This window comes from Rhodopirellula sp. MGV (genome assembly GCF_002251265.1).
Taxonomy (GTDB): domain Bacteria; phylum Planctomycetota; class Planctomycetia; order Pirellulales; family Pirellulaceae; genus Stieleria; species Stieleria baltica_A.
The window spans coordinates 1-23,426 of record NZ_NPDI01000049.1; the positions used below are offsets into that span (position 1 = coordinate 1).

The window sequence follows — 23,426 nt, forward strand, 5'->3', positions numbered from 1 at the left end:
ATCGGAAAGGTCCCACCTGTTCCCATCCCGAACACAGCAGTTAAGCTTTCCGAGCCGATGATAGTGCCCACCAGCGTGAAAGTAGGTCTCGCCATTTTTTTAAAAGCCCTTTGGTTCTTCGAACCAAAGGGCTTTTTTTATGCGCTGAATGTAGTGGGAATTGACAAAAACAGGCGTGGTGCGGACCGCGGATCGCCTAAAGGCTAGACTCCAGCGTGCATCCGGTTAGCCGTTACGCGCTAGCGTCGGTTCCGTCCCAGCTCTCCGCTCGGATTCGGCAAGCGGCGTCGATCTGGCAAAGTCCTCGAAGGAGACGGGAGTCCGTGTGGTTTTGTGAAACGTGTAGTTGTCGCTCGCGATGTCTCTCAATGGTCTCAGAGCCTCGGGGAACCGAGAATCGCCTCAAGGCGAGACACCAGCGGTTGGAGACTAGCCTTTAGGCGATTTTCGCTGGCGCACTCATTGCTTCGGCTGCATCCGAGCATAGCGTTCTTTAGAGAGGTGGCCACGAATGACGTCCCAGAGGATCCATTCGGCAACAACCATGATCATTGGGACGGTGAATAGCACGAACTGGATGATACTTCGTCGTTCGGCCCAATCGGGGTTTTTCTCTACGAACCAATAGACACAAAAAAGAGTGATCGATCCATTCGCGACGATCATTGTGGCAGTCACTAGGGCTGCAGCGGTGATCGAAACAGCGAGCATCGCGATTGGACGCCAGCGTGAACCGAATGATTGTTCGCGAATGTTCAAGGGATTGACGGAACTGTGTGTGGTATCGCTTCGAAGTGGCAAAACTCGAACGAGCTAGCGACGCCGGCGGCGCTCGCGTTCCAGTCGGATTCGGCAACCGATCGGCACTGTTTCGGTGACGTCGATTTTTTTCGCTTGCAGGATCCCGTCAACGGCATCACGAACGTAGTGCTCGTTGACTGCGTCGCCATCGGGGCTGTCATCGAACGCCCCCATGTAGACCAGTTTGTAATCGGCGTCGAGCACAAAGAATTCTGGTGTGTACTTCGCGCCAAAGTCTTTCGCGACCTGCTGCGATTCATCAAACAAGTATGTGAACGGATACGACTTTTCTTTTGCGCGTTCGGTCATTGCCGGCAACAAGTCTTCTTCGACTTTGTTGACATTGATCGCGACCACTGAAACTCCCTTAGGAGTGTACTGTTTCGTGAATTCGATGATTCGGTCTTCGGCGTCCAACGCATACGGGCACGAATTGCAGGTGAAGACAACGACGGTCGCTTTGGCGTTTTCAAGCTGATCGGATGAGTGAGTCTTGCCGTCCGTTCCGGGTAAGTCTTTCCAGGTTGGTGCTTTGTCGCCGATGTTCAAGACACTGTTGTATTTGCCGGCTATCGATGGCTGCGAATCGACTGATAACACGACAAGAATTGCGAACGCCGAAGTAACGGCAAATGCGATGGGGCGTAGGTGTAGTCGGTGCATAGGAAAGCTATTGGTGAATCAGGACAGCGGCCTGGTATTGTCGGTCCGCGGCAAGTGAGGTCGCCGACGCGCGGGGCAGCATGCAACTATGGCGTTTTGATCGTTGTTTGCTGGCTAACCGAATACCAGTCATCCAGTTTTCCTGCGAGGCGGGCGACGATATCGGGGTGCTGCCCGGCTACGTTTTTTGATTCCGTGGGATCTTCCAGTAGTTGGAACAGTTGCGGTCCACGCTCGGTGCGCGGATGGGTGGATTTGTATCGATTGACTTCGCCATCGTACGTCAGCAAGAGTTTCCAGGGGCCCTCGATGACCCATCGGTAAAGCAGGCTTGCTTCGGGATTTTCGATATCAGCGATGTCGTGTGCGAAGCCTTCACCATAGAGCGTATCGCGTTCGATCTTTTGACCGGTTTTCAGGGGCTCCAGCAGATTGAGGCCCGGGAGTTCCGAATCTGGTTGACCACCTGCCGCAGCCAGCATGGTGGGGTAAATGTCTAGGCTCGTTGCGAGGTCGTCTCGACGACCGGATTTGATTTGACCGGGCATCCAGTAAAGGATCGGTGTGCGCACGCCGCCGTCATACGGGGATTGTTTGCTGCGAGGTGCGTAGCCGTTGGCATTGGGATTTTGGATCCAACCGTTATCGGTGAGGTAGACGATCATGGTGTTGTCATCGAGCCCGCGCTCGCTGAGTGAGTCCATGATCTGTCCACAGGTTTCGTCAAACCATTCGCACATGGCGTAGTACTTCGCGACAGTCAGCGGGCGGCCATCGCGGTATTTGTCCAACAGACGCTTTGGCGGCGTGTGCGGGGTGTGTGGCATAAAAGGCGCATACCAAAGATAAAATGGCTTGTCCTGTTTGACAGCGGTGTCGAGAAACTGGTTGATTTCGGCAATGCCATTTCGCCCGATCTCCAAGCCGACGTCGCCATGACGCCCGCCTTTGTTGGGAAAGCCTTGCGTCATCCCGTGAGAGAACCCGGCGTTGGTATAGCTGCCTTCCCAGAGTTTGCCACTTTGGTGACTGAGGTAGCCCCGTTTTCCAAGAGCTTCGGGCAGCGTTTCGAAGCGATCGAGGTAGGAAATCAGTTGGCTGCGGCGCTGATTATAAAGATTGGAATCTTTCTCAGCGTACTTTGGCGAAGGGTCGTTGCCGGTGATTCCGTGCGTGGACGCGTAATGTCCGGTTAGCAGCGTCATTAACGATGGGCGGCAAAGACCTGTCGGGACGTATCCACGCGGAAACACCGCCGCTTGGCTAGCGAGCCGATCGAGGTTTGGCGTTTTGACATCGGGGTGTCCCATGAACCCATAGTCCGTCCATCCCATGTCATCGCTGAGAAGCAGGACTAGATTTGGCGGACGTTCTGTCGTCTGAGCAAAACTGCTGTTGGTAAGCGGTAGCCAAGCGAGGAGTACGAACGAAAGTCTTAGCAGGGAGACAAGGCGTGGCGATGGATTCATGGGGGAAGGTCGCAGGTGGGGAGGGTTATTGCGGGAGCAATTCTATCACGACGCCCTTGAACGCTGGGGTTTTACTTTGCGGATCCGCTTGGCGGCTGACCAACACGTTGGCTTCGGGGTAGTACATCAACGCGTTGCCACTGCGGATCGCGTCGTAGCCTCGAGCGTAAATATTGGGTAGCTCACCAGTCTCGCTGCGTACGGTGACCAACTGGTCGTGAACCAGCCCCAGACGTTTCAGATCGTCGGGATGCATCAACACGATGTCGCGTCGTTCTTGGTTGCGATAAAGGTCTTCTTCCTCGTAAACGACGGTGTTGAATTGACCTTCACTGCGAACTGTCATTAGACGTAGCTGCTTCGCATCGGTGCCTTTCAGATCGGGAATCGAATGGCAATGCATGACACCGCGTCCGTCGGCAGTTCCAAAGCTTGGTTGATGGAACGTTCGACCTTCGATTTGAAATTCTTCTTTGGTTTCATCGATTGCGCCGATCTTGGCATAACCGGGGACAACCGCAGCAATCCATTTGCGAATTGTCGCGGGTTGGCTGAGGTCGTCCCAGTCGATTCCGGGTACATCGGGAAGCAGTTGTTTGCCGATCGCTGCAATGGCGGAGATCTCGCTTCGTGGTCCGGGTAAACGCGCTGGCCCACCATCGCTCATCCGGACATAGTTGAACATTGATTCCTGGGTCGTCGGCGCGGGTTCTTCGTCGCGTGCGAGTACCGGCAGGATAATGGTTTCTTGGGCCAAGCCGTGGACATGTCCTGTGTTCATCGTCGTGCTGAGCATCACGTTCAATTGCAGATTCGAAAGTGCTTGGTCGGCGAACGATGAATCGGGGTTCGAACCATAGAGATTGCCGCCCAAACAAAAGCCGACTTTGATGTCGCCCACTGCCGCCGCTTCCATGCACTCGAGCGTGTCCATGCCGGGTGTGTCGGGAAGCTGGACACCGAATTTATCTTTCAACGCATCGAAGATCTGCGTCTTTAATTTCGGTGTCACGCCGACCGAACCGATCCCTTGGACGTTGCTGTGCCCGCGGATCGGCATCAGCCCGCAGCCTTCACGCCCGACCATCCCGCGGGCGAATGCGAGATTGGCGATCGCTTGGACGTTTTGGACGCCGTGGGCGTGATGGGTGATTCCCATCGTCCACGAGAACACGCATCGTTTCGAATTGGCGTAAAGTTTTGCGATCGCTTCGATTTCGCTCCGAGCCACACCGGACTTCGATTCGACTTCATTCCAAGAAAGCTCGTCGATTGCGCTCGACCATTGCTCGAATCCGTTGGTGTGGTTTTGCAAAAAGCTTGTGTCGAACGCGCCTAGTTGTTTGGTTGCTTTGGCAAGTCCCCAAAGCAACGCGAGGTCACCACCGATGTGTGGTTGTATGTAGTGTGAAGCGATCTTGGTGCCTTTTAGTAGCGAGATCGGATCGCTGGGCACGCGGAAGTTGATCAAGCCGGTTTCGCGAACGGGATTCACAACGATGACGTTGCCGCCGGAGCGGCGGACACGCATCAAGCTGGTCATTAGCCGTGGATGGTTGCTCGCTGGGTTGCCGCCAATCAGGAAGACCGTGTCAGCTTTTTCGAGATCGCCCAGCAAGATTGTTGCCGTGCCACTGCCAACGCTGCTTTGCAGTCCGACACCGCTGGCTTGGTGACAGTAATAACTGCAGTTGTTGACGTTGTTGGTCCCGTAGACGCGGGCGAGAAGCTGAAGCAGGAAACCGGCTTCGTTGCTGCTGCGGCCACTGAAGTACCAGAAGCTTTCATCAGGTTTAGTCTGAAGAAGACGGCCGGAGATTGAATCGATCGCCTCTTTCCAGGTAATCTCTTCGTAGTGTGTGGCACCCGCTCGGTATCGCAGAGGGTGGATGAGGCGACCGAGGTTTTCCAATTCGCGAGGCGTGCGTTGTTTCAGCGACTCGATCGAATTCTGTTTCCAGAAGTTTGGACTGATTCCCGGTTGCATGTCAGCAACCATGGCCTGCATGCTCTTCTTGCAGACTTCGAATGTGTGGCCGAGCTCGTTGACCATGCCGCCCTTCTGGCCACCCATTCCGACCGCACAAGTCTTGCAACTGTTGCGAGAACGAAGTGCTTGGTAGAGCTTCCAAACGCCTCCTGCTTCGCGACCTTTTTTGATGGTGTAGAGAATCGCGCGAAATCCGCCACCGCTGCCGACTTTCAATGGATCATCCCTCTAAAAAACGTCCTGCATCAGAAAACACCATCCTAGCAGAGCAATGCCGGGTAGGCAGCCACCAGCAGCCGTTCATGGCAACCCAACCGGCAATCTTTGCCGCGTCCGTGTTAATCCTTCGTTTGGCGAATTCGTTGTATCAATCGTGACCCTACGACCGACATGATTTGCGGTGGGTGTAGGCGACTTTTACATGTTCAGGAAAAGGTTGGAGACGACGCGATGCCACTTCGAAAGCTCTGGAATTCGATTCGTGGTAAATCGGAAACTGAGCCGAGCAGCGATGTTCAGCAAGAGGTTCAAGCAGAACTTCGAATCGCGGTTGAAACCACGCCGCCGGTAACGGCCAAGCTCAAATCGATCCCACCCCAACAATCACCAACGCCTGTTGCTGTTACCGACAAGGCAGTTTTAGCGCAGTCGAGTGTTGCCGATGCGACCGTTGCCAAAGCGGAGATCCCTCGACCGAAATTGAATCGGGCCGACAAGCAGCTTTGCAAGCAACTTGCTGATTCTTCCGCCAACACGGTGCTGGAAATCGGGATCGGAGATGGGAATCGCGGGCGTGGAATCGTGGACGCGCTAACTGGTCGGGAGCAATCGACACCCGTTTGCTACATTGCGGTGGACTCATTCGAGCTCGGTGGCAATCCGCTGACTCTACGAGAATTTCATCGCCAGCTCCGCGAATACCCAGCGAAAGTTCACTTGGTTCCGATGCCGGTCGAGCAGGGGCTCGATCGGGTGCTACGAACCTACGGCCAAGTGGACGTGATTTTGTGGTCGGTCGATTCCGTTCCAAGTGACTCCGAGAAGTCATTGTTGTCACGTTTGAGCAAGCCTGACACAAAGCTGATGAAGTGCGACGATGGATGCTGGTCGGTGTTGTCCGCGACGTCCGAATCGACGATTCGCAAAGCCGCCTAGGTTGGCATTTAATTCTTGCTCAATTCCGGTCCTGATGGATTCACTTCTTCCGGTTGAGCGGAACAATGGGCTGCACACCTGTAGCGAGAGCGGATCGCTGAAATAGTCTGCCTATTCGGCATTTCTTTCAACGTGAGCTACGCTTATAAATCGAAAGGTGTAGTGAATCTCTCCCCCCTCACAAGGTGAGCCCCGATCCATGTGTGGAATCGTTGGTTACGTCGGTGCCAATAATGCTGGCGACTTCCTGCTCAACGGCCTTCGTCGGCTGGAATACCGCGGCTATGACAGTGCCGGAATCGCGATTACCTGCGATCAGCAATTCCATGTGACACGAAGCGTCGGGCGAATCGATGCGTTGGCGTCGCGTCTGGGCAGTAACCCGGTCGACGGAAAGCTTGGTATTGGGCACACGCGCTGGGCGACACACGGCCCAGCAACGGAAGAAAACGCTCACCCGCATCTCGGCGGCGACGGCGAAGTGATTCTCGTGCACAACGGTGTGATTGAGAATTACCAGTCGATCAAAAACGAGTTGATCGAAAAGGGCTACGAATTTCATTCCGCGACCGACAGCGAAGTTGTCGCGCACTTGATTGCGGAAGGTTTAAAAGTCACGAAATCGAGTGACGGTGAGCCTAGTTTACGCTACGCACAAGCTGTCCAATGGGCGATCGCCCAGCTGCGGGGCACTTACGGACTGGTGGTGGCGTTTCGTGACCAGCCTGACCTTTTGGTAGCGGCACGTTTTGGCAGCCCCTTGGTTCTCGGTGTCGGAAGTGGCGAGTACTTCGTTGCCAGCGATTCATCGCCGCTCGCCGGTTGCACCGATCGCATCGTTTACATGGCCGATCATCAACTGGCGATTTTGACGCCCGACGGATTCACGGTTCTGCATCGCGACCAAGGAAAGGTCAACGTCCAGATTCAACCGCTGGAATCGGTCGAAGACGATGTCAGCCTGCAGGGTTATGACCACTACATGCTCAAGGAAATCTATGAGCAGCCCGAGTCGCTCCGCAATGCAATGCGCGGCCGACTGGACGAGGAAAACGCGACAGCTGTCTTCGGTGGTTTGAATCTTACGCCCCAGCAATTGCGCAGTGTGGAACGGATCATTCTGACCGGTTGTGGAACCAGTTGGCACTCGGCACTTGTGGGAGAGTACTTGATCGAGGAGTTGGCACGGATTCCTGTGAGCGTCGAGTACGCCAGCGAGCTACGGTACCGCAATCCGCCGATCGAAAATAACACACTTGTCTTCGGTCTGACGCAAAGTGGCGAGACGGCTGATACGCTCGCGGCATTGCGGGAAACGAAGCGAAAAGGGCATCGTACGCTGGCGATTTGTAACGTCGTTGGTAGTTCCATCGCGCAAGCAGCCGACGGCGGGGTGTACCTGCACGCAGGTCCCGAAATCGGGGTCGCAAGCACCAAGGCCTACACCAGCCAATGCACTGTGCTGGCGATGCTTGCATTGTATTTCGGACGCATCCGTCACCTCAGCTATGAAGCCGGAACGAACATCATCGCTGACTTGATGAAAGCACCGGGTGCTGTCCAAGAGGCGCTGACGTGCAACGAACACGTTAAAAAGGTTGCCGAGAAGTACCAGAATGCAACCAATATTCTGTACCTAGGCCGCCAGTTGAACTTTCCGACTGCCCTGGAAGGTGCACTCAAGCTGAAAGAAATCAGTTACGTCCATGCGGAAGGATACCCGGCCGCTGAAATGAAGCACGGTCCGATCGCGTTGGTCGACGAAAACACGCCAAGTGTGTTCATTGTTCCACAAGGGACGACGTACGACAAAGTTCTGGCAAACATGGAAGAGGTGAAAGCACGCGGCGGTCCGATTATCGCGGTGGCAAGCAAGGACGACCCCCATATCGAGGAGGTCGCTGACGACATCATCCACATCCCCGATGTGCCATCGTTGATCCAGCCAATTGTTACGGTTGTGCCGCTTCAGCTATTGTCGTACCACATAGCTTTGCTCCGCGGATGTGATGTCGACAAGCCACGGAATTTGGCGAAAAGCGTCACGGTGGAATAATGTCCGCGGGGGGCGTCTTGTCCCCGTGTTTTTTGGGTAGAAAGGGATTGCGGACCTTGCTCCGCAAATTACGCTTTATTTCTTGATGGTGCGGGGGCAAACACCAAGTGCATCTCTGTTCAGACTAGTTGGGATTTAACATGAACCGACACGGATTGACGTTTAACTCGCGCAAGGCCCTGATGAATAACATTGGCGAATCGGCTGGAACCGAAATCGCCAACCTGATCTCGGAGATGGCCGCTGAAATCGACGAGCTTCGTCGCACCAAGGTCAGCGTCACCAAGATCGTTCCAAATGCAGAGGAAATCCAAAGTGCCGCGATTCAGTCGCGTCTCTAACGGACTCGTCGCCTGGAACACCGCAACGTCTTCTTCAATTGGCGTGCGGGACCACAATCGAAAAACTGATCCGGCCCCAACGTGGGCCGTTCTTTTTTGGCTGCGACGATGCTTTTTTCGGCAGCCCGTGAAACGTCTGTTCTGCTGACAGGTTTTCAACAATCGCTTGATTGAATTGCCAACTCTGCAAGCAATCGGCTGATTTGATGCACAGTAAGTGTGCATCGCTCGTTTCGGTAGAGCGATCTGATCTGTACTGGTGACCAGTTGTCCGGAATATTTTTGCATTGGAAGAGACGCCAGGGTCACCGCATTCCGGCGTAACGCCGCCGATAACGCCCGTTAGTGATGTTTCCTGCCGATGGAAACAGACCACCTTCGTTCAGTGGCACGGTGTTTGCAAATAGCGGTCTGGTAAGGGAGGAAAGTATGGAGACGCACTTTCTTCAGGGATGATCGCTTGAAGCGTAACGGGGAATTACGCTTCGAGTAACAGATAGTGATGTGAGGTCTTGTACCGAGCTCACTGGATGTAATGGCTTTCGAGCCGGGTGATCAGGTTCCGGTGCCTGATCACCCGACTCTGCCATTAAGCTTCTGACACCGGAAACAAAAAAAGCCAAGGCGTTTGCCTTGGCTTTTTTCGTTGGTCTTCGGTCGGTGCGGCCGCGGTTAGTTGCCGAATGGGTCGCCGCCAAATGGGTCATCACCAGCGCCTGCTCCAAAGGGATCGCCTCCGGCAGGAGCTGAATCACCGAATGGGCTTCCCGAGGCACCGGCGCCGAATGGATCATCGGCGGCGGCTGGTCCCGCGTCAGCCGGCGCGGCAGCATCAATCGCTGGCTCGTCGTTTTCGAATGGGTTCCCAACAACGTCTTTCAGGAGGTCGTCGTTTTGGACAGACGCATTTGCTGGTGGGGCGTCGTCCAAGAATGGGTTGTCGACTTTGGGGTTCGCCGGAGCGGCAGGAGCTGGCGAAGGTGCCGTGGACCGCGCGACGGGCGGTGCCGGTCGGTTGCCGCGAGCATTCAACTCTTGCATGCGAATGTCCGAACGCTGCGAAGCGTTTGCAAGGGCTGCTAAGCGTGCCTTCTGACGGATGTTTTCAAGCTTTAGCCGAGCCGAGCCTTGGAAGCGAGAGAGTGAGCGACCGATATACTGGCTGCCGCCGTGCATCGCTTCGATTTCTGCTCCCGTTTCCCAGTCTGATTCCGCTTGCTCTGGACGCCCTTGCAAGTGAGAGACGATACCGCGGAAATAGTAGGCGCGTGGGTCACGGGATCCGCCATCGATCGCAGCGGTCAATTCGTCAAACGCACCGGCGTAGTCACCGGCATAATATGCGTGCACACCACGACCATAGACTTCGGCGAGGATCGATTGGTTTTGGGCGAACACGGGTTGGTTCACCAACGCGGTTCCTGAACTTAAAACCGCGGCAAGAGCTGCCATAGAGAGCAAACGTCGAGACATTGCGAGTGGATCCTTTTTCCCTGTGCGAGCGGGCAAGAAGTTCATTGCAAAAGAAAAGAGTAGAAGCGGACGGTTCTAGGATAGTTGTGCCTGCATCGATCGGCAAACGGTTTCGCACGGAGAAACGGGCACTCTCCAGGCAAAACCCACCCGGTTAGAATCGAGAAACCCGCTTGAAGAGCAGTGTTCTGGTCCGTCTGGGGAGCGTGTTTGTCGCTCGCTGTTGATCAGTTCGGCGCTGCGGGGCGGCCAACGGATTCCTTTAAAAGCATACCCACCGCGGCGCGGAGTGGCGGGTCATAGGAAAGTGCTTCTGGGCCTTCAGCAACATTCGCCGCCGCTTCATCGTTTAATTCGACATGATCCGGCGGAGGGGTGACAGCTGGCCTGTTGTGATTGTCGGGTTCCGCCGCGCCGGATTTCGGTTCAAGCGTTGAAAGTTCATCCGCGGGATTGGAAGGATCGGGGTCAATCGCGTCTGGGATTTCTTCGTCCGGCTGACTTGGTTGATTCTCTGCGATCGGTGGTGTCGGCTCGTCCGTGGGGGCTTGCTCAGATTCGATCGCGGGTACGACTGCTTGGGACGGATCTTCTTCTTCGATTCCTGCAAGCAGTGGATAAGACGCCCTGTCCCAGCGGATTGCCAGCTGTTGAAGCTGTTGCAAGTCCATTGGGATGTTGAAGCCGTCGGTAGGCTTCACGCCCCATTCATCGTCTTCGGTCGCGTCGGCATCTCGATGAATATTGCGATTGCTTGGCCGATAGTACTTCGCAACCGTCAAGCGAAGTGCGCTTCGACCGTATTGCAACGGCTTGATTTCCTGGACGGTTCCTTTGCCGTAACTGCGTGTTCCCGCGATGATGGCCCGACCGTTGTCCTTTAGACTGGCGGCAACGATTTCGCTGGCACTTGCGGAGTTTCCGTTGATCAGGATCGCGACTGGGCGGTCAGGATCAACCAACACGTCTGGACCGGCATGGTAGGCTTTTTCGAGTTTACCACCGCGTGTTCGTGTCGAGACAATCGTTCCTGAGGTCAAGAACATGTCAGCGACGTCTCGGGCGGCGTACAACAAGCCGCCGCCGTTATCACGCAGGTCGAGTACGAGCGCCGTGAAGTCATTGTTGAGCGATTGCAGAACCTGTTCAAGTTCGCGTACTGTCTTTTCGCCAAAGCTCTTCAGACGAATGTAGGCGACATCTGGGTTTGACTTCAGGCGAAACACCCAGGCGTTGTTTTCGTCGCGGTGATCACCCACAACGGATTCGAGTTCGATCGTGGCCCGTTCGACGGACATCGACTGTTCGCCAGAGTCACGTTTGATGACGAGGTTCACCGAAGTGCCAGGCGTTCCTTTCAACCGGCCGCTCACTTCGGGAAGCTTCATCTGCGAAACATCGACGCCATCGACTTTGATGATTTGGTCGCCTGGCAGCAGACCAGCTTTTAAGGCTGGCGACCCGACGAGTGGTGTAATCACGCGAACGGGTTTGCTCTCGTCACGCTGACTGACCAAGATGCCGATTCCGGCAAATTCTTGGTGCATGCTGTCTTGAAACGACTCGTAGGCATCGACGGCGAAGTAGCTGCTGTGTTCATCGAGTTCGCCGACGACACCTAGAATCGCGGACTTGAGCAGATATTCGCGATCGATCGGGTCAACGTAGTTGCGTTCAATTAAATCGATCGCTTCGCCGACAATGCTGGCGGTCCGCATCTTTCGATATTGGACATGGCATGCCCAACAGGAGACGACGGCAAACAAGATGATATTGAAGTTGCGCGATGGCATTTCGAACGTCTCGATTCTGGCCAGGCCAGACTAGGGCTTCAGCACCATGATTTCGACAGTTTTGAAATCGCAAGGGTGGCTTTCTGACTGTAGCGAGATCGTGCCGCCTTCGAGCAGCAGTCCGTCTTGCTTTGCGATCAAAGTTTTTGAGTGTTCGTCGGATTCATCGAGTTGCGGTTGGGTGTATTCGAGGACCGTCTTTCCGTCGATGATGTGGCGAATGACTTCGGACCCGCGAACTTCGATTTCCACGGTCACCCATTGGTCGCCGTGAAACGTTTCGGAATTCGAATTGGTGCAGTGTGGTCGGTGCAGTTTGCCTTGGTAAACGACGTTTGTTCCGGGGGTGCAAAGATTCGCTGTCGTGCGATCGTCTTTGCCATTTCCGCCAAGCAGTTGAACTTCGATTGACGCGGGAAAGTCCTGGTCCAATGTCATCGATTGTGGCGGCTCGCCATGGATCATGACGCCGCTGTTTCGAAACGCCCAACCAGGACCGCCTTCGGTCTGATCGCTGACGAAGCGATACGTCACACGGAACCGGTAGTGTGAAAAAGGCTGGTTGTAAAAGAGGTGTCCGAAACGCTCGTCGAATGTCGGGTATGCCGACTCGTCGTAGCGGACTTTTAACAGACCGTCTTCGACTCGGAAGGTGTTGCCGTAGTTTTCACCCGACTTGTGATAGCGGACTTTTGGAGTCCAGCCGTCGAGGTTTTTTCCATTGAACAGCGAAACCCATTCTCCCGCCGGAAAGTCCTCCGCATCGCTTGGTGTGCCCCAAACCGGGACGAGAAACAAACTGAGTAGGACGATCGGCAGGTAGTTTCGCTGTTGCATGATCAATTCTAGGTCGAGAAATAATCGGGAGGGCTACCAGCTGCGAGCAGCTTCGTAGGCAGCAATTTTATCCTCCACTTGCAGGGTCTGCCCGATATCATCGAGTCCCTGCAGCAGTTTTTCGCGACGACTTGGATCGACTTCGAACGACCGCTTCCATCCTTCGGAGTCATAGATCTCGAGCTTTTCCAAGTCGACGGTCAGCTCGTAGGTGCCTTTTGCCTCTGCTTTGGCGAACAGTTCATCGACGTCCGATTCGGGCAGCACGATTGGCAGGACACCGTTTTTGAAACAGTTGTTGAAGAAGATGTCCGCGAACGAAGGAGCGATGACGCTTCGGAAACCGTAGTCATCGAGAGCCCAGACGGCGTGTTCGCGGCTGGAACCGCTGCCAAAGTTACGACGTGCGATCAGGATCGATGCGTCTTTAACGGCTGGCTGGTTCAGTTCGAATTCAGGGTTCGGTGTTTCGCCGTCATCTTGGAAACGCCAATCGTAGAACAGGAACTGACCGAATCCGGTGCGTTCGATGCGTTTGAGGAATTGTTTCGGAATGATTTGGTCGGTATCGACGTTGGCGCGGTTCATGGTCGCGACGACGCCGGTGTGTTTGATAAAGCTTTGCATGGTTGTATCCCGGTGTAAGTCTTAGCCCTTGTAGCCCCAATCGCGAATGTCGACGAAGTGACCTTCGATTGCGGCAGCAGCTGCCATCGCGGGACTGACCAAGTGCGTCCGTCCGCCCTTGCCCTGACGGCCTTCAAAGTTTCGATTGCTGGTGCTGGCACAGCGTTCGCCCGGTGCCAACTTGTCGGGGTTCATCGCCAAGCACATGCTGCAACCGGCTTCACGCCAATCGAAACCGGCTTCGCGGAAGATCTTGTCCAGGCCTTCGCGCTCGGCGTGTTCTTTGACTTGACCGCTACCTGGGACAACCATGGCGCTGACTTTGTCGCTGACGCGATGGCCTTTGACAACAGCGGCGGCGGCACGCAAGTCTTCGATGCGGGCGTTGGTGCACGAGCCGATAAAGACGCGGTCGATTGAGATATCTTGGATCGCTTTTCCGGCTTCCAAGCCCATGTAACTGAGCGCGTCGCTGGTCGTCTTTTGATCCGTCGCGTCGTCAAAATCGGCAGGGTTGGGTGTCTTGCTGGTGATACTCAAAACTTGACCGGGGTTGGTTCCCCAAGTGACTTGCGGCTGGATATCCGAGCCGGCAAAGGTCAACGATTTGTCGTACGAAGCGCCAGCGTCAGTGCTCAATTCGCTCCAGCGTTTGACGGCCGCGTCGAAATCCTTGGGGACTTCGGGCAGGCCGCGCAAGTAGTCAAAGGTGACTTGGTCGGGGGCGATCATGCCGGCGCGGGCGCCCGCTTCGATCGACATGTTGCACACCGTCATACGTTCTTCCATCGTCAGCGCGCGAACTGCGTCGCCGGTGTACTCCAGAACGTATCCGGTCCCGCCCGCGGTACCGATTTGGCCGATCAGGTAAAGGATCATGTCCTTTGCCGTGACGCCTTTTGACAAGCTGCCGTCGACACGAAGTTCGAAGGTCTTTGGCTTGAATTGCAACAGCGTTTGCGTTGCCAGTACGTGTTCGACTTCGCTGGTTCCGATCCCAAAAGCGAGGGCGCCGAACGCGCCGTGCGTTGCGGTATGACTGTCACCACAAACGATGGTCATGCCGGGCTGGGTGTAGCCGTTTTCTGGGCCGATAACGTGGACGATCCCTTGGCGAACATCTCCGATGTCGAACAGTTGGACGCCAAATTCGGCACAGTTGGCACGAAGCGTTTCGATCTGCTTCCGACTGATCGGGTCGGCGATTGGCAGAGACCGGTCCGAGGTGGGAACGTTGTGGTCAGGTGTCGCCAATGTTCGCTCAGGGCGACGAACCGGGCGATTGTTTAATCGGAGGCCTTCGAAGGCCTGCGGGCTCGTGACCTCGTGTACCAAATGCAGGTCGATGTACAGAATTGCGGGGCCGGACTCGTCCTGGTGAACTACGTGCTGATCCCAGATTTTATCTAAAAGTGTCCGCGGGCCGGACGAAGATGCATCGGTCATCGAAGGGAATGGTAAGGGTGGGTACGGGAAAGCGGCTTTTTGCCGCCTCACTTTCGGCCGAAAGCCGTTTTTTGTCAATGAGCGGTTTCGCCGCACAGGGGGAATTCAGTTTTCGGAAGGAGCCCAATGAGGGCTGGTAACTCCGCATTGCGGGCCGTTTAGGGAGCACATCAGACAGGTTGCCATGACGGCACTCTTTTCGAATCCTCCCCTCTGGCGGGACCGGACGAACGCGAAGTTTCAAACAGCATCAACCAGTAAGGGCCATGGAACAGGCCTTTGGTCTGGCGCAGTCAAGAACCCGGTTCTACAAAATCCCCAGGAGCGTTTAAACTTCGCATTCCTGAGTGCCGTAAACCAGCACTCAAGACTATCGACCCGCTCTGACAATTGACGATTTCGCTATGGCCATTTGGATCGACCGCTTTTTAATCGCCTGCCTGATTCTGGTAGTTGCCGTTTTGACGGTAACGTCCGTTCCGGCACTTGGCGGACAGACTCTTGGTGGGTCAATGCTTTTGACCCACATGATGGCAAGCGGGATGCTGGTGTTCGGACTACCGCTCTTTGCATTCGTGATGGTGCGCTACCTGTCGCCGAGGCACTCAACTTCGTGGCTCTACGTGCTGGGTTACCTGTTGATCGTGGTCGCTGGACTCGGCACCATCGCAAGCGTTTTCTACTGCATGCTGCCGATTCCATCGACGGACCAGATGCACGAATTGATGCAGGTTCACAAATGGGCCGGCTTGGCGATGACGCCGGCCATCGTTTTATTCCTGATCGGGATGCGGCTTACACGATCAGCATCGCGTCCCCATAGCTGAAGAAGCGGTATTCGCTCTCGACCGCTTTGGCGTACGCTTCAAGGATCAGCTCCCGACCGGCAAGTGCGCTGACCAGGATCAGCAGCGTGCTCTTGGGCAGGTGAAAGTTGGTCATCAAAGCATCGACAACCTTGAACTGATAAGGCGGACGGATAAACAGGTCTGTCGTTCCGGACCAAGCATCCAACGCGCCGTCGAGTGCAGCGGCGGCGCTTTCAAGCGTTCGTACCGAGGTCGTTCCCACCGCGACACAGCGCCCACCGGCGGTGCGACGTTCGTTGATCAAGGCCGCGTTTTCTTCGCTAATTTCGGCCCATTCGGTATGCATCACATGGTCGTCGAGTGACTCCGTGGCGACCGGACGAAACGTTCCCAGTCCGACGTGGAGCGTTACCGATGCGGTCTCCGTGCCGCCCGACTGAATCTGTTTCAAAAGCGGTGGTGTGAAGTGCAATCCGGCAGTCGGTGCCGCCACACTGCCTGGCGTTTTGGAGAACACCGTTTGGTAACGTTCGACATCGTCATCTACCATGTGTCCGTCACGGATGTACGGTGGCAACGGCACTCGGCCGTATCGCTGCAGCCATTCGTGCGGCGGGCTGTCTTCGTCGAGACCCTCACTGGACATTTGACCGAACGATTCTGTCGCGGGTCGCGGCATGACCAGCAGATGCCCCTCGTTGGTTCGCGCGACGACTTCGAGACGCATGCCGGGTAATCCGTTGCGGTCCTCGACGGTGATGGTCTCACCGGCGACCAATTTGCCGCGGGTCTTGGTCAGAACTTCCCAGATCCCCGAATCTGCATCGGCACGCAAGAACAATCCTTGCCAACGTCCGCCCGTGCGCGTCCGAAAGCCGATCATACGGGCCGGGATCACGCGACTGTCGTTTAGAACTAACGTGTCTTCGCTACGCAACAGGTCGGGTAAGTCGCGTACGTGGTGATGCTCGATCGTTCCAGATCGGCGATTAACCAACATCAAGCGTGCGTCACTGCGGGTCGGCAGGGGCTGTTGGGCGACTAATTCACGCGGCAACTCAAAATCATAAATATCAATTTCGCTCATCGCCGCAGTGTACCTTCGGAACTACCAATCGGTACACAGGCCAACGCCGTCCTCGAGTCACAATCTGTACCTTGCCGAGCGAATCTTCTGGACAGATCGGGACTGTACAAAGCCACTCTGCTTTCAAGCGAAAACTGCTTCAAGCAGCTGGCATTGTGTAGATCGCGTGAACACCACGTGCGGGCCACTTGAAGTTGTGCTGTGGGGTGGGGTTTCGACAGCTGAAGACGTCGTCGGGTGGGGGCGAGGTGGTTACCCTAGACTTGATTGGCGAGGGGGATCTTTGGAAGGTTGCTGTGTGATTAACAACGGCGACTGAGTGATTGACGCATTGTCGTTGGCTAAGTGTGAATACGAAGTCGAAATCCGCGAGGCTTGTACTCGATGTCGCGTTTGGACAAGCAATTGGATCGTCTATCGGGAACGGAGCCGGTTTGTATCGAATGGGGTGCCGATGCCGATCTCGAGCAACTGCGTTCATTATTGGTGCGCGAGATCGATCGACGGACTCATCGCGTTCCACTCGATCTGCGCAAAGTCCCCGATGCACCGCCCGAGTTAGTCGAGCTATTGGTCGAGATGCGACGTTATGCGCTCGAACGTTCGAAGATCCTCTCGATGAGCTGGGTGTTGCCGCCGCTGCGTGATGCGATTGAACGGCGCATTCATCAACCGATCGGTACGACGGTCGCCCCGTCGGCCGATCCCGACTCCGAGCAAGCAAGTGATCGAGCCAAGGAGCTGCTCAATGTCGTCGAAAAACGTAGCGAATATGACCTTTCGAAAGCGGAAAAGATCGAGAGGTCAAATCGCGTCTATCGCAAAAAGGGACTCGCATCGCACGTGGTTCGATACCTGGCGATGTCGGGGCTGATCATTGCCGGAGTCGCAATCATTTCGGCCAGCTACTACTTTCTTACTAGCGAGCCACCGCGGATTCTTGATCGCAAAACCTTTGAGGAGGTTTCGGAATCCGCGGTGCCGTAAGGTCAACGGTCCTCGCCTTGGTGCGACTTCAAAGCCGTATCCGTTACTTCACCAAACGGTCAACGATTTCGTTCAACGTTTGGCTTGGACGCATCGCGTCGGAAGCCTTTTCGCAGTGTGGCTGGAAATATCCGCCCAGATCAACCGCGTCGCCTTGAGCCGCGTTAAGTTCGCCGACGATCGTGTCTTCGTTTTCACGTAGAGCGGTCGCGATTTCTGCGAATTGGTTGGCCAGTTCTGCATCGTCGGTTTGCTTGGCGAGTGCCTCCGCCCAATACAAAGTCATGTAGAAGTGGCTGCCTCGAGTGTCGAGTTCACCGACACTTCGTTTTGGCGACTTGTCCTCTTGCAGGAATATTTCGGTGCCAAGATCCAGTGCCGCAGCGAGGACTCCGGCTTTCGCGTTGTCAGTTTTCCGGGCGAGGTCTTCGAGTGAAACAGCCAAGGCCAAAAATTCGCCGAGCGAGTCCCAACGCAAGTGTCCTTCGGAGATGAATTGTTGGACGTGCTTTGGGGCCGAACCTCCGGCTCCCGTTTCGAAAAGTCCACCACCGGCGAGCAGCGGAACGATCGACAGCATCTTGGCACTCGTGCCGAGTTCCAGAATTGGGAACAAGTCTGTGAGGTAATCGCGAAGCACGTTGCCGGTAACAGCGATCGTATCCTTTCCATCCTTCGCACGTTCGCAAGCCAATCGGGTTGCGTCGACGGTGTCCATAATCTGGATGTCTAAACCGTCGGTGTCGTGGTCCTTCAAGTAGGTTTCGGTCTTAGCGATCAAGTTGCGATCGTGAGCTCGATTGCGGTCCAGCCAGAACACTGCGGTCGCTCCGGTCAAGCGTGCGCGTTCGACACCCAATCGGACCCAGTCGCGGATGGCGACGTCTTTGGTTTGGCACATCCGCCAGATGTCACCGGCTTGAACGGGATGTTCGAAGATCGTTTTGCCGTCTTGGTCGGTAACGACAACGGTGCCGTCGCTGGGGACTTCGAACGTTTTATCATGCGAGCCGTATTCTTCGGCTTTCTTTGCCATCAGGCCAACGTTGCTGACGCTGCCCATGGTGGTGACATCGAAGGCCCCGTTCGCTTTGCAGAAATCGATGACCGTTTGATAGACGCCCGCATAGGAGCGATCTGGGATCATCGCTTTTGTTGGGTGCAGCTTTCCGTCTGCCCCCCACATCATGCCGCTGCTGCGGATTGCCGCTGGCATCGATGCATCGATAATTACATCACTTGGGACGTGCAGGTTCGTGATGCCGCGGTCCGAATCAACCATTGCCAGTGACGGTCCGGCTTCGTAAGCGGCGGCAATGTCGGATTTGATTTCAGCGGCTTTGTCGGCGGGCAATTCGTCGAGTTTTTGCTCGAGCGATGCCATGCCGTTTCTCGAGCTGAAACCGATTTGCTTGAGCGTATCGGCATGTTTATCGACAACGTCGGCAAAGTAGATTTCGACGGCGTGGCCAAACAGAATCGGGTCGGACACTTTCATCATTGTCGCTTTGAGGTGCAGCGACAGTAGAATGCCGGACTCGCGGGCATCTGCGATTTGTGCGGCATAGAAATGACGCAAAGCGCTGACACTCATCACCGACGCGTCAACCACTTCGTCGGCTTCGACAGCCAATGGCGCACGCAAAGCTGTCTTGGTGCCATCAGCCGCGATTAAGTCGATGTTCAGCTTACCTGCGGCTTCGATGACGGCCGACTTTTCACTGCCATAGAAATCGCTGTCTGCCATGCTCGCAACGTGCGACGGTGAATCCGAAGACCAGGCGCCCATCGAGTGCGGGTTGGCTTTGGCGTAGTTCTTAACCGCCGCGGCGACACGTCGGTCACTGTTGCCTTCGCGAAGGACGGGGTTCACTGCGCTGCCGAGCACCTTGGCGTAGCGAGCCTTGATTTCTTTTTCTTCGTCGGTGGCTGGTTCGCCCGGATAGTCTGGGACTTTGTATCCGGCAGCTTGCAATTCTTTGATCGCAGCAGTCAGCTGAGGAATCGACGCGCTGATGTTGGGAAGTTTGATGATGTTTGCGCCAGGGGTCTTGGCGAGTTCGCCAAGCTGGGTCAACGCATCTTCAACACGCTGTGAGTCGTCCAGCGATTCAGGAAAGTTCGCGAGGATGCGGCCGGCGAGCGAAATGTCTTTCGTGGTGACGGTGACACCGGCGGCGTTGGTGAAGGCTTGAACGATCGGCAACCAAGAAAAGGTCGCCAACGCAGGCGCTTCATCGGTGAAGGTGTAAACAATACTCGAAGCTTCGTCAGACATTTCGATGACCGCTGGAGGCAAGTGTGATAATGATGGGCCAGTCACTGGCCCAAACGTACCAACCTGCCACCGAATTGTCACCTGGACTAGCCCAGACGAACTGCCCAGTCAAAGCGTCTGGGCGAGTCAACTGGGCTGGCAAGACACCCGGTCCTGTTGTTTACAGTTCGATGAGGCTTTCACCGGTCATCTCGGCCGGTTTTTTCAATCCCAGCAGCGCCAGAACGGTCGGCGCGATGTCTGCCAGTCGACCACCCTCACGCAACGTCTTGCCTTCCAAACCCGGTTCGACAACGATCAATGGCACGTCGTAGGTCGTGTGTGCGGTATGTGGACCACCGGTTTCCGGATTGACCATCTGCTCGCAGTTACCATGGTCAGCGGTGATTACCAAGGATCCGCCCTTCGCCAACGTCGCTTCGACGATTTTGCCGACACAGGCGTCGACCGTTTGAACCGCTTTGACGGCGGCTGCCAAAACGCCGGTGTGGCCGACCATATCGCCGTTGGCAAAGTTGACGATCAACAGTTCGCTGCGTCCCGATTCGATCTCTTTCAAGACATACTCGGTGACCTCCGCCGCTGACATCTCTGGCTTTTGGTCGTAGGTGGAAACGTCACGCGGCGATTGGGCCATTTCTTGGAACTGGCCTTCGAATGGATCGTCACGGTAATCATTGAAGAAGAACGTGACGTGCGGGTACTTTTCCGTTTCAGCACAACGGAACTGTTTCAGTCCGTTTTCGCTGACGTACTGGCCCAGAATGTTTGGCATCTTGGCGGGCTTTTCGAAAATCACCTTCACCGGCAAACCGGTTTCGTACCCCGTCATGGTGGCGTAGTAAAGGTTGTCAACCTTTTGTCCCCGATCGAATCCGCCACCGTCGATGTCCGCCCACGCTTGATCGTCGTAGACGAACGCCTTGGTGATTTCACGGGTGCGGTCACCGCGATAGTTGATGAACACGACTGAATCACCGTCTTCAACCAAGGCAGGGCTTTGTCCGTCAGAAACAATGGTGGTCGCTTCGATGAACTCGTCGCCGCTACGACTCGGTTCGGTCGGGTTGTCGTAATATGCCTGAATGGCTTCGAGTGCGGTCGCGGCCGTTCGGCTAGCCCCTTTGGTCAGAGCGTCATAGGCGGTTTGAACACGTTCCCAGCGAAGGTCGCGGTCCATCGCATAAAAGCGTCCGACAACGGTACCGATTCGACCGACACCGGCATCGGACAGTTTATCTTCGATCTTTTTGATGTAGTCCAACCCGCCGGTGGGCGAGGTGTCGCGACCGTCGGTGATTGCGTGAATGACCAAACGATCGGCGGGCAAACCGGTGCTCTTGTAGAGGTCGACGACGGCCAGGGCGTGGTCGAGGTCGCTGTGCACTCGGCCGTCGCTCATCAAACCCAGGATGTGCAGTTTGCCACCGGTCGTTTTGAGGTGTTCGAGAGCCCCAAGCAGAACCGGGTTTTCGAAGAACCGGCCTTCGCGGATCGCACGCGTGATTCGCATGACTTCTTGGTCGACGATCCGCCCCGCACCAATGTTTTGGTGACCGACTTCGCTATTGCCCATGACACCTGCTGGCAATCCGACGTCTTCGCCCGATGTCTTGATCAACACGTTCGGATAGGTCTTCATGAGATCGTCGGCGACAGGCGTTTCGGCCTGGACGACGGCGTTTGCGCTATCCCACTTGGGAAACGGGTTTTTGCCCCATCCATCTCGGACGATCAATACCACGGGTTTTCGACGTACTTCGGTCATAGCTTGGACTGTGCGGTGTGTGGGGAAGATGTACGGGGGTCTATGAAAATTGCGTGCTTCAGTTTCTCAAATCGTAGCCCAGATTCGCAAGCTTCCAAAGTGGGCGTGCGGCGGTCGATTGCAATCGCAATTGGGAAACGCGGCACGGAAGTGTCGAGAACGCAGATCAATCAAGTTGCCTTAACATCGATCAAGACTGACAAGCCACCTAGCCCACGGACCGCAAATCAGAGCCGTGGTGCGGTTGGGCACCGATGTTGCATCACCAGATCGCGAAAATCCGTTCCACCCATGTGAGCACGAGAGCCACGATGCCAGACAACGAACCACGTTGCCCTTTTCAAACTCAGCAATTCGGACGCCCCGTCGACGACAACCAACATTCGCAATCGGCTGGCCCTCGCGGGCCACTCTTGATGCAAGACGTGCACTTGGTCGAGAAGATGGCCCACTTCAATCGGGAGCGAATTCCTGAACGCGTCGTCCATGCAAAAGGCTACGGTGCGTTTGGCAAATTCACCGTGACGAACGACATCAGCGACTACTGCATGGCGGATCTATTCAGCAAGGTAGGTAAAGAGACGGAAGTCTTCGCCCGATTCTCAACCGTCGGCGGTGAATCTGGATCCGCTGACTCCGCACGCGACCCTCGCGGGTTCGCGTTGAAATTTTATACCGATCAAGGCGTTTGGGATCTCGTCGGGAACAATACGCCGATTTTCTTCATCCGTGACCCGCTGAAGTTCAGTGATTTTATCCGGACCCAAAAACGCGAACCGCAAAGCCACTTGAAGCCACACTGGCGCCGTTGGGATTTCTGGGGCGAAGTACCGGAGGCATTGCACCAAGTAATGTTCCTCTACGGCGATCGCGGGACGCCTAAAAGTGCACGGTTTATGAATGGATACGGCAGCCACACGTTCAGTATTTACAACCGTGACGGTGTACGGCATTGGGTCAAGTTCCACTTCAAAACGGAACAGGGAATCGAGAACTTCAGCGATGAAGAAGCGATTCAGATGGCCGGCGAAGCGCCCGACTACTCGACTCGAGATCTGTTCGACGCGATTCAATCGGGTGACTATCCCCGCTGGAAACTGTGTCTCCAAATGATGCCCGAAAAAGATGCCGAGACCTATCAATGGCATCCTTTCGATTTGACAAAGGTCTGGCCACACGAAGATTATCCGTTGATGGAAGTCGGCGTTTTGGAATTGAACCGCAACCCACAAAACTATTTCCAAGATGTCGAACAAGCAGCGTTTGAACCGGGGAACCTAGTTGACGGGATCGGGATTTCGCCCGACCGAATGCTGCAGAACCGAGTCCTGAGTTATCCGGACGCACACCGGTACCGCCTTGGCGTCAACTATCACCAAGTTCCCGTCAATTCACCTCGTTGTCCCTACGCGACGTACCACCGCGATGGCGCTATGCGAGTCGACGGGAATGGCGGTGGAAGCGTCGACTATGAACCGAACAAGATGAACGGCCCCAAGGAGACTGGTCACTGTTTCGAGCCACCGATGCCAGTTCATGGCGACGGTCGGCGATATGACGAGTTCGCTTGCGACGAACAGGACTACTTCGGTCAACCGCGTCTATTTTGGAACAACGTCTTGGACGAAGCGGCGCGAGAAAGGCTCTGTACTGCGATTGCCAATTCAATGGCGGACAGTCCAGAAAGAATCCGCGACAAAATGTTGCAGCAATTCGCAGCAGTCGACGATGAATTTGCCAAATCGGTTGCCTCGAAATTAGAAGAGCCAGCCGAAGAACCGATCCCGATTGCTTAGGCTGGGACGCTCCTTTTGGACGCAATTGCATCCGTCTGCATTCAACGCGG

General features: G+C 55.5%; 18 protein-coding genes and 1 rRNA gene. 7 read left to right on the forward strand and 12 right to left on the reverse strand.

Annotation, left to right across the window (positions count from 1 at the left end):
- A 5S ribosomal RNA gene (gene rrf / locus CGZ80_RS17690) occupies positions 1–97 on the forward strand; the annotation flags it as partial.
- A gap of 362 nt (positions 98–459) precedes the next feature.
- On the opposite strand, the gene CGZ80_RS17695 is transcribed toward rrf, so the two are convergent.
- The 4 genes from CGZ80_RS17695 to CGZ80_RS17710 all read right to left on the reverse strand — a co-directional run bounded on the left by CGZ80_RS17695 (position 460) and on the right by CGZ80_RS17710 (position 5,139).
- Entirely contained in the window at positions 460–759 is a 300-nt protein-coding gene (locus CGZ80_RS17695) for a hypothetical protein (protein WP_143544008.1), read from the reverse strand.
- A 54-nt stretch (positions 760–813) separates the two neighbouring features.
- Positions 814–1,464, reverse strand: coding sequence for a thioredoxin family protein (locus CGZ80_RS17700; RefSeq protein WP_094416884.1), 651 nt, complete (start codon positions 1,462–1,464; stop codon positions 814–816).
- 86 nt (positions 1,465–1,550) lie between these two features.
- Positions 1,551–2,933, reverse strand: coding sequence for a sulfatase-like hydrolase/transferase (locus CGZ80_RS17705; RefSeq protein WP_094416886.1), 1,383 nt, complete (start codon positions 2,931–2,933; stop codon positions 1,551–1,553).
- Between the two features lie 25 nt (positions 2,934–2,958).
- Positions 2,959–5,139: an FdhF/YdeP family oxidoreductase gene (locus CGZ80_RS17710; RefSeq protein ID WP_094416888.1), complete on the reverse strand. Its 2,181-nt coding sequence runs from the start codon at positions 5,137–5,139 to the stop codon at positions 2,959–2,961.
- A 234-nt stretch (positions 5,140–5,373) separates the two neighbouring features.
- Here CGZ80_RS17710 and CGZ80_RS17715 point away from each other — a divergent pair, with 234 nt between their 5' ends.
- The 3 genes from CGZ80_RS17715 to CGZ80_RS17725 all read left to right on the forward strand — a co-directional run bounded on the left by CGZ80_RS17715 (position 5,374) and on the right by CGZ80_RS17725 (position 8,475).
- The gene (locus CGZ80_RS17715; RefSeq protein ID WP_094416890.1) at positions 5,374–6,078 is read left to right on the forward strand and encodes a hypothetical protein; all 705 of its coding nucleotides are present in this window, start codon (positions 5,374–5,376) and stop codon (positions 6,076–6,078) included.
- Between the two features lie 199 nt (positions 6,079–6,277).
- On the forward strand, positions 6,278–8,134 hold the full coding sequence (gene glmS / locus CGZ80_RS17720) for a glutamine--fructose-6-phosphate transaminase (isomerizing) (protein ID WP_094416892.1): 1,857 nt from the start codon (positions 6,278–6,280) through the stop codon (positions 8,132–8,134).
- Positions 8,135–8,274: 140 nt separating this feature from the next.
- Positions 8,275–8,475 carry a hypothetical protein gene (locus CGZ80_RS17725; RefSeq protein WP_094416894.1) on the forward strand — a complete coding sequence of 67 codons (201 nt, stop codon included), beginning with the start codon at positions 8,275–8,277 and terminating at the stop codon, positions 8,473–8,475.
- Positions 8,476–9,147: 672 nt separating this feature from the next.
- Here CGZ80_RS17725 and CGZ80_RS17730 read toward each other — a convergent pair.
- The 5 genes from CGZ80_RS17730 to leuC form a co-directional block, all read right to left on the reverse strand.
- A complete protein-coding gene (locus tag CGZ80_RS17730; protein ID WP_143544009.1) occupies positions 9,148–9,948 on the reverse strand; it encodes a hypothetical protein in 801 nt (266 codons plus the stop codon).
- Between the two features lie 227 nt (positions 9,949–10,175).
- Positions 10,176–11,741, reverse strand: a complete 1,566-nt coding sequence (locus tag CGZ80_RS17735; protein ID WP_094416898.1) for a S41 family peptidase — start codon at positions 11,739–11,741, stop codon at positions 10,176–10,178.
- Positions 11,742–11,771: 30 nt separating this feature from the next.
- Positions 11,772–12,578, reverse strand: a complete 807-nt coding sequence (locus CGZ80_RS17740; protein WP_094416900.1) for a DUF1080 domain-containing protein — start codon at positions 12,576–12,578, stop codon at positions 11,772–11,774.
- Between the two features lie 33 nt (positions 12,579–12,611).
- Positions 12,612–13,205, reverse strand: coding sequence for a 3-isopropylmalate dehydratase small subunit (leuD, locus tag CGZ80_RS17745; protein ID WP_094416902.1), 594 nt, complete (start codon positions 13,203–13,205; stop codon positions 12,612–12,614).
- A gap of 21 nt (positions 13,206–13,226) precedes the next feature.
- Complete coding sequence (leuC, locus tag CGZ80_RS17750; RefSeq protein WP_094416904.1) at positions 13,227–14,651, reverse strand: 3-isopropylmalate dehydratase large subunit; 1,425 nt, start codon at positions 14,649–14,651, stop codon at positions 13,227–13,229.
- 404 nt (positions 14,652–15,055) lie between these two features.
- Between leuC and CGZ80_RS17755 the strand changes: the two genes are divergently transcribed.
- A complete protein-coding gene (locus tag CGZ80_RS17755) occupies positions 15,056–15,478 on the forward strand; it encodes a hypothetical protein (protein ID WP_094416906.1) in 423 nt (140 codons plus the stop codon).
- Here CGZ80_RS17755 and queA read toward each other — a convergent pair.
- Positions 15,447–16,547 (reverse strand): tRNA preQ1(34) S-adenosylmethionine ribosyltransferase-isomerase QueA, encoded by a 1,101-nt coding sequence (queA, locus tag CGZ80_RS17760; RefSeq protein WP_094416908.1) that lies wholly within the window; start codon positions 16,545–16,547, stop codon positions 15,447–15,449. The two genes, CGZ80_RS17755 and queA, sit on opposite strands and share 32 nt — an antisense overlap.
- 384 nt (positions 16,548–16,931) lie before the next feature.
- Between queA and CGZ80_RS17765 the strand changes: the two genes are divergently transcribed.
- Positions 16,932–17,534, forward strand: coding sequence for a hypothetical protein (locus tag CGZ80_RS17765; RefSeq protein WP_094416910.1), 603 nt, complete (start codon positions 16,932–16,934; stop codon positions 17,532–17,534).
- A gap of 43 nt (positions 17,535–17,577) precedes the next feature.
- Here the strand turns inward: CGZ80_RS17765 and CGZ80_RS17770 are convergent, their stop codons facing one another.
- Positions 17,578–19,812: an NADP-dependent isocitrate dehydrogenase gene (locus CGZ80_RS17770; protein WP_094416942.1), complete on the reverse strand. Its 2,235-nt coding sequence runs from the start codon at positions 19,810–19,812 to the stop codon at positions 17,578–17,580.
- A 160-nt stretch (positions 19,813–19,972) separates the two neighbouring features.
- Positions 19,973–21,580, reverse strand: coding sequence for a 2,3-bisphosphoglycerate-independent phosphoglycerate mutase (gene gpmI, locus CGZ80_RS17775; protein ID WP_094416912.1), 1,608 nt, complete (start codon positions 21,578–21,580; stop codon positions 19,973–19,975).
- Between the two features lie 311 nt (positions 21,581–21,891).
- Here gpmI and CGZ80_RS17780 point away from each other — a divergent pair, with 311 nt between their 5' ends.
- Positions 21,892–23,376 (forward strand): catalase, encoded by a 1,485-nt coding sequence (locus tag CGZ80_RS17780; protein ID WP_094416944.1) that lies wholly within the window; start codon positions 21,892–21,894, stop codon positions 23,374–23,376.
- Positions 23,377–23,426 lie beyond the last annotated feature (50 nt).

Excerpts from the sequence above, each read along its gene's own strand:
- CGZ80_RS17705 (WP_094416886.1), bottom strand. The coding sequence starts at position 2,933 with ATGAATCCATCGCCACGCCTTGTCTCCCTGCTAAGACTTTCGTTCGTA.
- CGZ80_RS17730 (WP_143544009.1), bottom strand. The coding sequence starts at position 9,948 with ATGTCTCGACGTTTGCTCTCTATGGCAGCTCTTGCCGCGGTTTTAAGT.
- CGZ80_RS17770 (WP_094416942.1), bottom strand. The coding sequence starts at position 19,812 with ATGTCTGACGAAGCTTCGAGTATTGTTTACACCTTCACCGATGAAGCG.
- CGZ80_RS17700 (WP_094416884.1), bottom strand. The coding sequence starts at position 1,464 with ATGCACCGACTACACCTACGCCCCATCGCATTTGCCGTTACTTCGGCG.
- CGZ80_RS17715 (WP_094416890.1), top strand. The coding sequence starts at position 5,374 with ATGCCACTTCGAAAGCTCTGGAATTCGATTCGTGGTAAATCGGAAACT.
- CGZ80_RS17740 (WP_094416900.1), bottom strand. The coding sequence starts at position 12,578 with ATGCAACAGCGAAACTACCTGCCGATCGTCCTACTCAGTTTGTTTCTC.
- queA (WP_094416908.1), bottom strand. The coding sequence starts at position 16,547 with ATGAGCGAAATTGATATTTATGATTTTGAGTTGCCGCGTGAATTAGTC.
- CGZ80_RS17735 (WP_094416898.1), bottom strand. The coding sequence starts at position 11,741 with ATGCCATCGCGCAACTTCAATATCATCTTGTTTGCCGTCGTCTCCTGT.
- CGZ80_RS17780 (WP_094416944.1), top strand. The coding sequence starts at position 21,892 with ATGCCAGACAACGAACCACGTTGCCCTTTTCAAACTCAGCAATTCGGA.
- leuC (WP_094416904.1), bottom strand. The coding sequence starts at position 14,651 with ATGACCGATGCATCTTCGTCCGGCCCGCGGACACTTTTAGATAAAATC.
- CGZ80_RS17725 (WP_094416894.1), top strand. The coding sequence starts at position 8,275 with ATGAACCGACACGGATTGACGTTTAACTCGCGCAAGGCCCTGATGAAT.
- glmS (WP_094416892.1), top strand. The coding sequence starts at position 6,278 with ATGTGTGGAATCGTTGGTTACGTCGGTGCCAATAATGCTGGCGACTTC.
- CGZ80_RS17755 (WP_094416906.1), top strand. The coding sequence starts at position 15,056 with ATGGCCATTTGGATCGACCGCTTTTTAATCGCCTGCCTGATTCTGGTA.
- CGZ80_RS17765 (WP_094416910.1), top strand. The coding sequence starts at position 16,932 with ATGTCGCGTTTGGACAAGCAATTGGATCGTCTATCGGGAACGGAGCCG.
- gpmI (WP_094416912.1), bottom strand. The coding sequence starts at position 21,580 with ATGACCGAAGTACGTCGAAAACCCGTGGTATTGATCGTCCGAGATGGA.
- leuD (WP_094416902.1), bottom strand. The coding sequence starts at position 13,205 with ATGCAAAGCTTTATCAAACACACCGGCGTCGTCGCGACCATGAACCGC.